Consider the following 12531-nt stretch of genomic DNA (forward strand, 5'->3'; position numbering starts at 1 on the left):
AGGGATTTGTTTCATTCTGAAACGGCGAAGGTCGGGACTGTCCCGTCACAAATGTGACGCCGAAATGTCAGGCAAGCGCCTCATTGCTTGTGGCCGCGCATTGGGCAGGGCCGGCCCAAGACGAAGGCGGATCGGGTGTCGGCGGCCTGTTTCTTCACGAATCCGCGCCATCTTCAGAGCGTCCGAAACCGCACAGGCGAGGTTCACCATGGCGATCATCACCACTCTCCTCGGCGGCCTGGGCCTGGTGGCGACGGGGCAGCGCCACCCGGAGCGCCGGGAGCGGTTCGAATGGGTCGGCGGCATGCTGCTCGTCGCCGGCTTCGTCGGCCTCGGCTTCAACCTGGCGCGGGCGGCGGGCTGACGGGCTCCACCGGGGCCTGACCGGACACAAGTCCGGGTCGCTCGGGCCGGAGGCGGGGCGGCCCCCTCGCCCGCGCCGAGGCCTCCGGGTTTGCCTGCCCCCGCGTGGTCTGGCAAAACGAAGGCATGCTGGCCCTGCGTTCCGCCGTCTTCAACCTCCTCTTCTACGCCTATCTCATCGCCCTGATGGTGTTCGGCCTGCCGACCGCGCTGTTCGGCACGCGCGGCGTGCTGCGGCTCGCCAACCTGTGGGCCCGGGGCTCGCTGTGGCTGTTGCGCGTGGTCTGCGGGACCCGCGTGGTGTTCCGGGGGCGCGGCAACATCCCGGCCGAGCCCTGCATCCTCGCCGCCAAGCACCAGAGCTTCCTCGAGATCATCGCGCTCTGCGCGCTGTTTCCGGACTTCACCTTCGTTCTGAAGAGCGAGTTGACCCGCATCCCGCTGTTCGGCTGGTACCTCGGCCGCTCCGGGCAGATCGCGGTGAACCGCGGCCAGGGCCGCGCCGCGCTGCAGCAGGTGAGCCGGGGCGCCCGCGCCGTGCTCGACGCCGGCCGGCAGGTGTTCATCTTTCCCGAGGGCACGCGGCGCGCCCCCGGCGACCCCGCCGTCTACAAGGCCGGCATCTCCTTCGTGTATTCCGAGACCGGCGCCGCCTGCCTGCCCGTGGCGGTCAACTCCGGGCTGTTCTGGCCGCGCGCCTCGTTCCTCCGCCGCCCCGGCACCGCGGTCGTCGAGTTCCTGCCCGTGATCCCGCCGGGCCTGCCGCGGCAGGTGTTCCAGGACCGCATGATCGAGGGAGTGGAGGGCGCGAGCCGCCGCCTGATGGCCGAGGCGGTCCAAGCTGACCCGAGGCTTGCGTCGATGTTCCCCGAGGGCTCCGTCCCGGCCTGAAGCGCCCCCGGCCGGATTGACCCTCGCTCCCGTCTTGTTCTATTTTTGTTCTCATCGACGGGGAGAACAGAGATGCAACATTCTGCGGTCGCCACGCTGGTCCGCCCCGCCGCCGCGCCCGCCCGGGCGGGTGCCCCGGCGGCGTCCCCCTCCGCTCCCCTGGCGGCGCCCCTGGCCGGCCTCGCCGGCACGGACCTGTCGCGCCGCTTCCGCCATTGGCGCGGGCTGAGCGGCCGCCGCCACCTGTTCTCGGTGTTCCCGATGGGCGAGCCCGCGCCGGGCGAGGACGCGCCGCGGTTCGCCGACGCGGTCGTGATGGCGGTCGGCCGCGACGGCGCCGGCGCGCCCCGCATCCTCGCCCTCGCCGAGACCGGCCCGCAGCCCGACCTGTTCTACGACGGCCGGGCCTTCCGCGCCGCGGTGGCGGCGGGCGCCGACGAGATCCACGTCCACCTGCTCGCCGACGGCCCCGCGGCCCGCGCGGCCGTGATGCGCGACCTCGCAGGGGCCTGAGGGGGCGCGGTCCCGGGTCCGCCGCCCCGGCGGCGCTCCCCTCCCCGTCAGACGCCGGCGAGCGCGGCCCGCACGGCGTCGGCCAGCGGGCCGCCCGCGTAGAGCACCCCCCGGATGCCGGCGGCGCGCGCGGCCTCCATGTCGCTCGGCTTGTCGCCGATCAGGGCGCTGCGCGCCCGGTCGACCGGCCACCGCGCCATCAGGTCCAGGATCATGCCGGGCTCCGGCTTGCGGCAGGCGCAGCGCAGCCGATAGGCCGCGAGCGGCGCGTCCGGCAGGTGCGGGCAGTGGCGGATGTCGTCGAAGCGCGCGCCCTCGCGCGCCAGCAGGTCGGCCATGTGGCGGTGCAGGGCGAGGACGTCCGCCTCCGCGTAGAATCCGCGCGCCACGCCGGACTGGTTGGTGACCAGGAAGCAGAGCGCGCCGGCCTCGGCGGCGGCCCGCACGCCGGCCGCCGCGCCGGGCAGGAGCGCGAAGCGCGACGCGTCGCCGACGTAGCCGAGGTCGGCGTTGATCACGCCGTCGCGGTCGAAGAAGACCGCCGGGCGCAGGGGTTCCGTCACGCGCGGCCGGGGGCGCCGAAGATGTCCGCCTCGGCCATCAGGCACAGGATGTGGCCCAGCGTGATGTGGACCTGCTGGATCATGAAGGTGCGCTCGGAGGGCACCCGCATGAGGATGTCGCAGTGCTCCGCCATCCGCCCCCCGCCGGCCCCCGTCATCCCCGCCACCGTGATCCCCATCTCGCGCGCCGCTGCGCAGGCCTTGAGGATCGAGGCGGAGTTGCCCGAGGTCGAGATCCCGATGAACAGGTCGCCCGGCTTGCCGAGGCCCCGCACCTGCCGCTCGTAGACGGCATCGAAGCCGTAGTCGTTGGCCACCGCGGTCATGATCGATGTGTCGGTGGTCAGCGCGATCGCGGCCATCGGCGCCCGGTCGAACAGGAAGCGGCCGACGATCTCGCCCGCGATGTGCTGGGCGTCGGCGGCGCTGCCGCCGTTGCCGGCGACGAGGAGCTTGCCGCCGGAGCGCAGCGTCGCGGTCAGGGCCGCGGCGGTGCGGCCCACCGCGTCGAGCAGCGCCCCGTCGCGCGCGCTGGCGTCCATCAGGTCGCGCGTCTGGTCCAGCGTGTCGGCGATGAGGCGCTGGGGCTGGTCGGTCATGGCGGGTTCATCCTCGGCCGGCCACCCTGGGCCTGTCGTGGCCTGCGATGCCACCGCGGCCGGGCCGAATCAAGCTGCGGCATCGGATCTCAGCTTGAGCTTGGCTGGAACAACGATCCCCGCCGGCCCGTTGGTCCCGGCTACCCCCGAGCGAAAATCCGTCCATGACCCCTCGTTCCTCCCTCGGCGTCGCGCTCGCGGCGGCCGCCCTCGTCGGTCGCGCCCCGCCGGCCCTGGCCGCCCACCCCGCCGCCCCCCCGCCGCTGGCCGCCAAGGCCGTCGACGACGCCGCCTTCACGCCCCTGCCCGAGGAGCCGACCGGGCGGGCCGAGCCCGAGGTCGTCAAGGCCGAGGTGCTGCTCGACCGGGCGCGCTTCTCGCCGGGCGCCATCGACGGGATCGACGGCGAGAACTTCCGCCACGCGCTCGAGGCCTACCAGCTTCAGATGAGCCTGCCGGCGTCGGGCCGGCTCGACCAGGCCACCTGGGACAGGCTGACCGCCGGCGCGCCGGCGCCGCTGAAGTCCGTCGAGGTCACGAAGGAGGAGGCGGACGGCCCCTTCACCAGGGTGATCCCGGCGAAGTTCGAGGCGCAGTCGAAGCTGCCGCACATGGGCTACCGCGACATCCGCGAGGAACTCGGCGAGCGCTACCACATGAGCCCGACGCTGCTCGCGGCGCTGAACCCCGGCTCGCGCTTCGCCGCGGGGCAGCGCATCACCGTGGCCGACGTCACCGAGGCCAAGCCCAACGTCAAGGTCGCGAGGATCGTGGTCGACAAGGCTGGCCCGGACGTCGAGGCGCTGGCGGCGGACGGGCGGCTCATCGCCTTCTACCCGGCCTCGATCGGCTCCGAGGAGAAGCCGGCGCCGACGGGCGATTTCACGGTGCACCGTGTCGACCGCGACCCCGTCTACACCTACGATCCCAAGTACCACTTCAAGGGCGTGTCGGCGAAGGAGCCCTTCAGCATCCAGCCGGGCCCCAACAACCCGGTCGGCCTCGTGTGGATGGACCTCGGCGGCGACGGCTACGGCATCCACGGCACGCCGGACCCGGAAGCCGTGGGTAAGACGCAGTCGCACGGCTGCATCCGCATGACCAACTGGGACGCGCTGAACCTCGCCGCCATGGTGGACAAGGGCACGCCGGTGTCCTTCGGCGACGTGCAGGGCTCGACGGGGCCGGTCCCGCCCCCGCCGGCCGAGCCGGCGCCGGTGCCGAGCGCGTCAGCCGCTTCGGCCCCGGCTGCCGGCACGCCGCCCGGCCAGCCGAGCGCCTCGGCCGACGCGCCGAAGCCGTGAGAGAGCCCGGCGACGCTCGCCGACCTTTGGCGGGCGGCTCACCCGTCCGTGCGGTGAGCCGCCCGCCCCCTCACGCCTTGAGGCTGGCCGGCACCTGACCGCCGTTCTCGGACAGCTTCTTCATCACCTCGCCGTGCAGCCAGGTGTTCATGGCGGCGGAGCCGTCCATCTCGCCGGTGTAGCCCAGCTCCTGCGCCAGTTCCTTGCGGTTCGACAGGCTGGAGTCGAGGCCGAGCAGCTTCATCATGTCGACGATGGAATGCTGCCAGTCGAGCTTCTGCGGGTTCTTGGCGGCGAGGCCGGCCAGCACCGCCTTGGCGTCCACGGTCTGAGGCGCGGACCCGCCGGAAGCGGTGCCGGCGGACGCCGGGGCCGCGGCCGCCGAGGGCGCGCCGCCGGCCGGGGGCGTCGCGGCACCGTCGCCGGCGGGCGCGGGGTCCGAGGTCGTGGCGGCCGAGGCCGGCGCGTCCGCGGCGGCGGTCTGCTCGGGCGCGGCCGCCGGGGCGTGGTGGAACAGCGCGGAAACGATGTTGCCGAAGATGCTCATCTGAAATCCTTCGGTGGGAGGGCGCCGGTCAACGCCGAAAGCTCCCAAAGGTGTCACAGCGCCGGCGCGCTCCGCGATCGGGGCGCCGTCACTTGCCCCGGGCGGCGCGGCATGCTCGACGTCCGCCCCTGGCGGCCGCCGCGGGCGCCGGCTCTGGCACGGCGCGTGCCTGACCGGGCCCAGCACTGCGCCCGCGACACGCAACGGAGAGCCCCTGCCCCATGACGAGCCGCACCATCCCCGTCGACCCCTTCACGCTGGTGGTGTTCGGCGCCACGGGCGACCTCGCCCGCCGCAAGCTCCTGTCCGCCATGCTGCACCGCGACATGGCCGGCCAGCTCCCGCGCCTCGCCCGCATCATCGGCGTGGCGCGGCGCGACCTCGGGCGCGACGGCTACCGCGAGATGGCCCGCGCCGCCGTGAAGGGCGTGGACGCCGACGGGGCGCTCGACGCCTTCATCGACCGCATCGACTACGTGTCGGCGGACGCCGGGGACGAGAAGGGCTGGGACGAGCTCGCGGCCCTCATCGGCGAGCGGGAGGACGACATCGTCGTCTACTACCTCGCCACGAGCCCGGACCTGTTCGTGCCCATCGCGGAGAAGATCGGCGCCCACGGCCTCGCCCAGCCGCGCGCCCGAATCGTCCTGGAGAAGCCGATCGGCAAGAACGCCGCCTCGGCGCTGACCGTCAACGAGGGCATCGGCGCGGTCTTCCCCGAGGCGGCGATCTACCGGATCGACCATTACCTCGGCAAGGAGACGGTGCAGAACCTGATGGCGCTGCGCTTCGGCAACGCCCTGTTCGAGCCGCTGTGGAACGCGTCCCACGTCGACAACGTGCAGATCACGGTGGCGGAGGAGCTCGGCGTCGAGGGGCGGGCCGGCTACTACGACACGGCCGGCGCCATGCGCGACATGGTGCAGAACCACATGCTCCAGCTCCTGTGCCTCGTCGCCATGGAGCCCCCGCCGTCCATGAAGGCGGACGCGGTGCGCGACGAGAAGCTGAAGGTGCTCAAAGCCCTCAAGCGCATCGACGCGTCCAACGCCGGGCAGTTGACGGTGCGCGGCCAGTACCGGGCCGGCGCCTCGGCGGGCGGCGCCGTGCCGGGCTACCTCGACGAGCTCGGGGAAGCGAGCAACACGGAAACCTTCGTCGCGATCAAGGCCGAGATCGGCAACTGGCGCTGGGCGAACGTGCCCTTCTACCTGCGCACCGGCAAGCGGCTGCCCTCGCGCGTGTCGGAGATCGTGGTGACGTTCCGCCAGGTGCCGCATTCGGTGTTCGAGGGCGAGACCCCGCAGCCGAACCAGCTCCTGATCCGCCTGCAGCCCGACGAGGGCATCAAGCTCTACCTGATGATCAAGGACCCGGGGCCCGGCGGCATGCGGCTGAAGCACGTGTCGCTCGACATGAGCTTCGCGGCGGCCTTCGGGGTGCGCAACCCGGACGCCTACGAGCGCCTGATCCTCGACACGGTGCGGGGCAACCAGACCCTGTTCATGCGCCGCGACGAGGTCGAGGCCGCCTGGGCCTGGGTGGACCCGATCATCGAGGCCTGGGCCGGCTCGAACGAGCCGCCGAAGAGCTACACGGCCGGCACCTGGGGCCCGTCCTCCGCCATCGCTCTGGTCGAGCGCGACGGCCGCAGCTGGGCCGAGACGGACGACTGAGCCCAGCGAAAAACCCCCGTCCCGCCTGTCAAGCGAAAGTCGCGATTGACAGGCGGGACGGAGGCCCTCTATGAAGGCGCCACGTTGGGGCTGTAGCTCAGATGGGAGAGCGCTGCAATCGCACTGCAGAGGCCAGCGGTTCGATTCCGCTCAGCTCCACCACGTAGTCAGGCCCACTAGGGTCTCCGTTCTGCTCTCACAAAATACCGGACCGACCAGTAACTTGCTCTCGAGTCGGTGGCCGTGCGCATCGTCGGCGCATGCACTGGCTCTGCTTGACCCTCCTTTTCTCCGGTCGCCACGCAGCGACTTTCCGATTCGAACCGTCCTCCTGTGTTCGGAGACGAGTTCATGCGCGCCAGGAGACACGAGTTCGTACAGGGTGCATCGTTCGCGAGCGCCTTAACCCCCCTGTGCAGCGAGATCGGCTCCTGACCTCCCCAATGCCGAGCGGGACCCGGGCGTGGTGTGGTGGGCACGGTCGTCGCTGTCGCGGAGGCTGCGAACTTCTCTGCCGCAGGGCGGCATGCGACGCTGTCCGGCATGAGTTCCGTCCCCGCCCTGGCGACGTCCACCCCGACCGAGAACCTCGCCGGGCTCGTTGAGCGCGTGACGTTCCACAACGAGGAAAACGGCTTCTGCGTGCTGCGGCTGAAGGCGCGCGGACAGCGTGACCTCGTCACCGTGGTCGGCCACGCTGCGATGATCTCGGCCGGCGAGTGGGTCCAGGCTGCCGGCACCTGGATAAACGACCGCACGCACGGCCTGCAGTTCCGGGCCGCCTTTCTCAAGGCGACCGCGCCGACGACGCTCGAGGGGATCGAGAGGTACCTCGGCTCTGGCATGATTCGGGGTATCGGCCCGGCCTACGCCAAGCGGCTCGTGAAGTCGTTCGGCGAGGCCGTGTTCGACGTGATCGAGGCCGATCCGTCCCGTCTGCGCGAGGTGGAGGGCATTGGGCCCGTGCGGGCGAAGCGCATCGCCGCGGGGTGGGCCGAACAGAAGGTCGTCCGCGAGATCATGCTGTTCCTGCACGCCCACGGCGTCGGCACGAGCCGGGCGGTGCGGATCTACAAGACCTACGGCGCCGAGGCGGTCGCCACCATCAACGAGAACCCCTATCGGCTGGCGCGCGACATTCGCGGCATCGGCTTCAAGACGGCCGACCAGGTCGCCGCCAAGCTCGGCATTGCTAAGGATGCCATGGTCCGGGTGCGGGCCGGAGTGAGCTATGCCCTCGCCGAAGCGATGGACGAGGGCCACTGCGGCCTGCCCGAGGACGACCTCCTGCGCACCGGCGCCGAGCTGCTGGAGGTCATGGCGGAACGGCTGACAGCCGCCCTCGCGCTGGAACTCGCCGAGGGCACGGTGGTGGCCGACACAGTCGGGGAGCGCCGCTGCGTGTTCCTGGCCGGCCTGTACCACGCCGAGCGGGACATCGCTGAACGCCTCCGATCCCTCGCGGCCGGCGAGGCACCTTGGCCCGCCATCGACGTCGAGCGGGCCGTGCCCTGGTTGGAGACGCGCGCCGGCATCACCCTCGCCCCGAGCCAGCGCGAGGCCCTGCGCCTCGCTGCGGCGAGCCGGGCGCTCGTCATCACCGGCGGGCCAGGGGTTGGTAAGACGACGCTGGTCAACTCAATCCTGAAGATGCTGTTGGCAAAGGGCGTCGCCGTCGCACTCTGTGCCCCCACGGGCCGGGCCGCCAAACGCCTGACGGAGTCGACCGGCGTCGAGGCGAAGACGATCCACCGCCTGTTGGAGACCGACCCGAAGAACGGCGGCTTCAAGCGGGACGAGGCGAACCCGCTCGCGTGCGACCTGCTCGTGGTCGACGAAACGTCCATGGTCGACGTCCTGCTGATGAAGGCTCTCCTGCGCGCCCTGCCGTCCCGAGCCGCGCTCCTTCTCGTCGGCGACGTCGACCAGCTTCCCTCCGTCGGCCCGGGGCAGGTCCTCGCCGACGTGATCGGCTCCGGCGCCGTACCGGTGGTCCGGTTGACGGAGGTGTTCCGGCAGGCGGCGACCAGCCGCGTCATCGTCAACGCGCACCGGATCAACGCCGGGCAGATGCCCGAGCCGACGCCGGCCGGGACCGCGCCGAGCGACTTCTACGTGGTCGACGCGGCCGAGCCGGAGCAGGCCGTCGCCAAGGTCCTCGCCGTGGTCCGCGAGCGCATCCCGCGCGCCTTTGGTCTCCATCCCGTGCGCGACGTCCAGGTGCTGTGCCCGATGAACCGGGGCGGCGTCGGCGCTCGCTCGCTCAACGTCGAGCTCCAGCGCGTGCTGAACCTGCCTGGCGAGGTCCGCGTGGAGCGCTTCGGCTGGACCTACGGGCCGGGCGACAAGGTCATGCAAGTCGAGAACGACTACGACAAGGAGGTCTACAACGGCGACCTCGGCATCGTGGCACGCATCGATACGGAGGCCGGCGAGCTGGTCGCGACCTTCGACGGCCGCGAGGTGGTGTACGGTTTCGGCGAGCTGGACGCCCTGGTGCTGGCCTATGCGACGACGGTCCACAAGGCGCAGGGGTCGGAGTACCCGGCCGTGGTGATTCCGGTGATGACGCAGCACTACACCATGCTGGCGCGCAACCTCCTCTACACGGGCGTGACGCGCGGCAAGCGCCTCGTCGTGCTGGTGGGCCAGCGAAAGGCCGTTGCGATGGCGGTCAGGAACGGCGGGCAGCGTCGGCGATGGTCGAAGCTGGGGGAGTGGCTGACGTGACGGCTTGCCTGAGCGTGTCTGGAGCCGACCCATTGCGGGCATTGGAAGCGTCCGCTCTGGGGCGGTCTGGTAGGCCGCTTCGCCAATCAACCGACGTGAGCCGCGCGCACTGCGATGGCGCCAGCGAGGCCGCGGGAACGCTCGCATGCCCTCCAAGACGGGCGGGACATGCTCATTTTCCCCTTGTCTCGGCGTAGATACGGCGAAGGTCGTGTGCGCGAATACTATCTAATCGGCTCCGAGCCGGTATGACCGCGTGAGGCGCATGTCGAATGCCTCGATCGCAGGCGACACATTACTCGATCAGGGGCAGTGCATTCTCGTCTGACCAGCAGGCCGCGACCGGACCCGAGGTGTATTTGGTTCACATTCACAATCCGTTGCGATTTGCGCCACGCCGCCCTTGCAAGCGTCACCGTGAGATTGCAGCATGGAGGGATAGAACATCGGACTCATTCGATTTGCGGGGGCCGTAGAATGTTTCCGGGGGGGAGGCACAAGGGCCAGGAGCTCGATCGGATGATGGCCGACAAGGCCATCGCCGCTGCCCGGCGCGCGCACCTGCTGTCGCGCAAATCGAAGCCGAAAGAGGTGCAGCCCTGCGAAATCACTGCCCCTGCAGCGGTGGAAAGCTGCGGTCAGGGTAATGTGACCGAGAGCGAGGCCTTTGTCCCCCTAAGCATTGACATCGTGGCGACGGTGGCACCTGCGCCGACGCCGGCTCCAAGACCCCGACTTGTCATCGAGCCTGCCGCCATCGCGAGAGCCCGCTTCCAAGTCGATGCTGGTGCAGTCGAGGCCACGCACCTGCTCCACGTGCTTCTGGCGACCGCGCTCGCCACCGAGGTCGACAAGCCGATCTGCATCGTTCTTCCATCGACGGATCAGGTTTCCGAGACCGTCGGCCTGATGGCGGCCATCGAGTGTCTCGCGGTGGATCTGGAGGGCACCCGCCCTGCCTTCAGGGAAGGCCTGCGTCCAGGCAAGCGCGTCCGTCTTGGTCCCGGCGGAGAGGTGTTCGAGCTCGATGCCGTCAACGCGGACGGGTCGCTTCGACTGCGGATGATGGACAAGGCCACCTACAAGTCCAACGGCACCCGCTACGCTTCGGCCGACCGGGCCTTCTGGTTCGAGCCGACCACACGCCACCAGCCGCTCGGAACCCAGCACACGAAGTTCGTCGCCCCTCAACCGAACCAGTTGGACATGCTGTTGGGCAGCCAGCTCTTTGCGAACACCGGCCTCGTTAGGACCAGGGTCATCCTGGCAGGCATGCGGAAGAGTTTCCACCGCACGCTTGCATCCCTGCCGCTGGTCAGCGTTGAAGGCCCCGCGTTGATGCCTGTCAGGCGGGTCCTCCCCTTTGGCGGGCTGGATGCGGCGGGTAAGGCCTACGTAATCGAGCCATCCGGCTCGGCCGGGCAGCCCATGATCGCCATCGAGAGGGAACTGCTCGACCTAGAACGTGCCTGTCTCGCTGAGGACATTGAACCTGGATCCAGGCTCGTTCTCACTGATCGTCTCGACATGGTCCTCAGGGATCTCAGCTTGGCTGGACGGATTGCCGAGCGGCAGCGGCTCATCCTGTTTGTGGAGGCTCGCAGGCGCTCGGAGATCGCGTTCCTGGCGGACAAGGGATGGGTGGTCTGGGAGCCGACCGCGCACGAGATCATCGGGGCCGGCCCGTCGGAGATCCGCATGGGTTCTAGTGGCATCGACGCCTCACTCCGTGCGGCTGCCGGAGAGACGCTAAGAACTCCGGGTTTCATCTCCTGCAAATCGCATACCCTCAGGCGGGCGGATGCGGCTCTCGCGCACCTGGGGCTGCGCTTAGGGGACGAGTCGGTCGAGGAAGAGGAATGGGTGGAGGATCTGCTATCAGGCGCCCAGAACCTCTTCTTCTCGTGCGCGAACTGGTTGACGGTGCCCGAAGATGCCGAGCTTGATAGCGCCGTCGCCGCCGCAGATGCGATCAGGCGCGCCGCGGATCGCATCGGAACAAGGCTGGGTCCAGAAGGCGCCGGCGCCGCGGTCGAGTTCGCGGACGCGGTCGACAATTTCCGCGCGCTTGCCGTCGGCGGCAGCCTCACCGCGAAAGGCGGCGAGCTGCTTCGCTTGGCCCGGACGGCCAGCGAGAGCACCTACAGACAGATCTTCGTGACCGGGAACCGTCAGAGCCGCGAGCGGGCTGATGCCTTCTTCAGGCGCCACGATCTCGAAACGCGCTGCGTGGCCGTGCGCGAGCTAGCGCAGGAAGGGGACAGGGCATCGATCGTCGGGTTCTCGGTCATGCGTCGGGATCTTTTCGAGCGCCTCGTCGATCCGTGGCCTTCGGCGAACACGCTGTTCCTCGGATACGAGTTTGAGACCGACTGCTACCGGCGCCGCCTGGGTCGACGGGATGCCTTGCGCAGGGCCATGCGGCTAGATGTCAAGGCCCGTACCAAGCTCACAAGCATCGCCGGAGCGAGATTCCCGGAGCCGCGCTACGAGGCCTCCATGCAACCGCTGGCGCCGGCCGACATCGATCACCTCGACGGCTTCGATCGCGCGACCAGGGAATGGAGCTGGGTGCGGCGGATCACCATCCCGGCACCCTCGCGCGGGGAGGAGACCTGCGAGGCTCGCATCGTCCGTTTCGCGGGGCGCTCGTGGTCGGCCATGACCGCCGAGCACGAGATCACCCTGCTCGTGCCAAGCGACGGCGGGCAGACGTATGTCCGCGAGGCGCATACCGCGGACCTCGCCCCTGAAACTCGGATCGTGGTCCGGGAAGGCGGGGACCGTGACGTGATCCGCCTGCTCGCACAGGACATCAAGGGCGAGAAAGGCTACGAGGCGCTCCGCCAGCATTCGAGCCTGTGGCGCCGGGTTCTGCAAGCTGCGTCCGTCGACCACTCAGCGATCCATCGCAGGCTGGAACTCGTCGGGGTACGTCGGCATCCGGCAACCGTCCGCGCTTGGCTGCACAACGCGGCCCTGATCGGCCCCCGATCGGTCGACGATGTCGAGGCAATCGCGCGTGCTTTCCCGGATCAGACGATCAGGCCCGCTGCGTGGAAGGCGTGCACGGATGCCATCGCGGAGCTAAGGGCACTCCATCAGACGGCCGGAGCCAAGCTCACCGACCTGCTTTCCCGCCGCTGCGGCAAGATGTTGCTCGAACCCTCCGACACGGAGCTGGCCATCGATCTCGGCATCGGCACCGTCTGGGTGCTTGAAGTGGCAGGCGTGGAGGACGAGGCGCGCGAGTGTCCGGCCTCGTACGTCAACCGCCTCCATTGGCAGGACCCCGTCTGGAAGTCGGGCCTCCTCACGTCCCAGCTGCGCGCCAGGGCCGCCTGA

The 12531-nt window shown here is 70.1% G+C and carries 9 protein-coding genes, 1 tRNA gene and 1 pseudogene; 8 read left to right on the plus strand and 3 right to left on the minus strand.

Annotated elements, in window-relative coordinates; all coding sequences use genetic code 11:
* Nucleotides 1-208: 208 nt before the first annotated feature.
* The 3 genes from L7N97_RS10770 to L7N97_RS10780 all read left to right on the plus strand — a co-directional run bounded on the left by L7N97_RS10770 (nt 209) and on the right by L7N97_RS10780 (nt 1767).
* Nucleotides 209-364 (plus strand): hypothetical protein, encoded by a 156-nt coding sequence (locus L7N97_RS10770; RefSeq protein WP_237478287.1) that lies wholly within the window; start codon nt 209-211, stop codon nt 362-364.
* A gap of 125 nt (nt 365-489) precedes the next feature.
* The gene (locus L7N97_RS10775; protein WP_237478288.1) at nt 490-1254 is read left to right on the plus strand and encodes a lysophospholipid acyltransferase family protein; all 765 of its coding nucleotides are present in this window, start codon (nt 490-492) and stop codon (nt 1252-1254) included.
* A gap of 72 nt (nt 1255-1326) precedes the next feature.
* The gene (locus L7N97_RS10780; RefSeq protein ID WP_237478289.1) at nt 1327-1767 is read left to right on the plus strand and encodes a hypothetical protein; all 441 of its coding nucleotides are present in this window, start codon (nt 1327-1329) and stop codon (nt 1765-1767) included.
* 47 nt (nt 1768-1814) lie between these two features.
* Here L7N97_RS10780 and L7N97_RS10785 read toward each other — a convergent pair.
* Both L7N97_RS10785 and L7N97_RS10790 read right to left on the minus strand, forming a co-directional pair.
* Nucleotides 1815-2393, minus strand: a pseudogene (locus L7N97_RS10785) (D-glycero-alpha-D-manno-heptose-1,7-bisphosphate 7-phosphatase); the annotation flags it as partial.
* Nucleotides 2327-2929 carry a D-sedoheptulose-7-phosphate isomerase gene (locus tag L7N97_RS10790; RefSeq protein WP_237478291.1) on the minus strand — a complete coding sequence of 201 codons (603 nt, stop codon included), beginning with the start codon at nt 2927-2929 and terminating at the stop codon, nt 2327-2329. The gene L7N97_RS10790 and the pseudogene L7N97_RS10785, both read right to left, overlap by 67 nt.
* Nucleotides 2930-3093: 164 nt before the next feature.
* On the opposite strand from L7N97_RS10790, the gene L7N97_RS10795 reads away from it, so the two are divergent.
* A complete protein-coding gene (locus L7N97_RS10795) occupies nt 3094-4233 on the plus strand; it encodes a L,D-transpeptidase family protein (RefSeq protein ID WP_237478292.1) in 1140 nt (379 codons plus the stop codon).
* Nucleotides 4234-4303: 70 nt separating this feature from the next.
* On the opposite strand, the gene L7N97_RS10800 is transcribed toward L7N97_RS10795, so the two are convergent.
* Nucleotides 4304-4780, minus strand: a complete 477-nt coding sequence (locus tag L7N97_RS10800) for a DUF3597 domain-containing protein (RefSeq protein ID WP_237478293.1) — start codon at nt 4778-4780, stop codon at nt 4304-4306.
* 221 nt (nt 4781-5001) lie between these two features.
* Here L7N97_RS10800 and zwf point away from each other — a divergent pair, with 221 nt between their 5' ends.
* The 4 genes from zwf to L7N97_RS10820 all read left to right on the plus strand — a co-directional run bounded on the left by zwf (nt 5002) and on the right by L7N97_RS10820 (nt 12531).
* On the plus strand, nt 5002-6456 hold the full coding sequence (zwf, locus tag L7N97_RS10805; protein WP_237478294.1) for a glucose-6-phosphate dehydrogenase: 1455 nt from the start codon (nt 5002-5004) through the stop codon (nt 6454-6456).
* 86 nt (nt 6457-6542) lie between these two features.
* Nucleotides 6543-6618: transfer RNA gene (locus L7N97_RS10810), tRNA-Ala, on the plus strand.
* Between the two features lie 381 nt (nt 6619-6999).
* The gene (gene recD2, locus L7N97_RS10815) at nt 7000-9186 is read left to right on the plus strand and encodes an SF1B family DNA helicase RecD2 (RefSeq protein WP_237478295.1); all 2187 of its coding nucleotides are present in this window, start codon (nt 7000-7002) and stop codon (nt 9184-9186) included.
* 519 nt (nt 9187-9705) lie between these two features.
* A complete protein-coding gene (locus tag L7N97_RS10820; RefSeq protein WP_237478296.1) occupies nt 9706-12531 on the plus strand; it encodes a DISARM anti-phage system protein DrmE domain-containing protein in 2826 nt (941 codons plus the stop codon).

The sequence above is a fragment of the Lichenibacterium dinghuense genome, from assembly GCF_021730615.1.
In the GTDB taxonomy this organism is placed as follows: Bacteria; Pseudomonadota; Alphaproteobacteria; order Rhizobiales; family Beijerinckiaceae; genus Lichenihabitans; species Lichenihabitans dinghuensis.

What these genes read in the sequence shown, in the direction of transcription:
- L7N97_RS10770 (WP_237478287.1), top strand. Translation starts at nt 209, where the DNA reads ATGGCGATCATCACCACTCTCCTCGGCGGCCTGGGCCTGGTGGCGACG.
- L7N97_RS10775 (WP_237478288.1), top strand. Translation starts at nt 490, where the DNA reads ATGCTGGCCCTGCGTTCCGCCGTCTTCAACCTCCTCTTCTACGCCTAT.
- L7N97_RS10780 (WP_237478289.1), top strand. Translation starts at nt 1,327, where the DNA reads ATGCAACATTCTGCGGTCGCCACGCTGGTCCGCCCCGCCGCCGCGCCC.
- L7N97_RS10790 (WP_237478291.1), bottom strand. Translation starts at nt 2,929, where the DNA reads ATGACCGACCAGCCCCAGCGCCTCATCGCCGACACGCTGGACCAGACG.
- L7N97_RS10795 (WP_237478292.1), top strand. Translation starts at nt 3,094, where the DNA reads ATGACCCCTCGTTCCTCCCTCGGCGTCGCGCTCGCGGCGGCCGCCCTC.
- L7N97_RS10800 (WP_237478293.1), bottom strand. Translation starts at nt 4,780, where the DNA reads ATGAGCATCTTCGGCAACATCGTTTCCGCGCTGTTCCACCACGCCCCG.
- zwf (WP_237478294.1), top strand. Translation starts at nt 5,002, where the DNA reads ATGACGAGCCGCACCATCCCCGTCGACCCCTTCACGCTGGTGGTGTTC.
- recD2 (WP_237478295.1), top strand. Translation starts at nt 7,000, where the DNA reads ATGAGTTCCGTCCCCGCCCTGGCGACGTCCACCCCGACCGAGAACCTC.
- L7N97_RS10820 (WP_237478296.1), top strand. Translation starts at nt 9,706, where the DNA reads ATGATGGCCGACAAGGCCATCGCCGCTGCCCGGCGCGCGCACCTGCTG.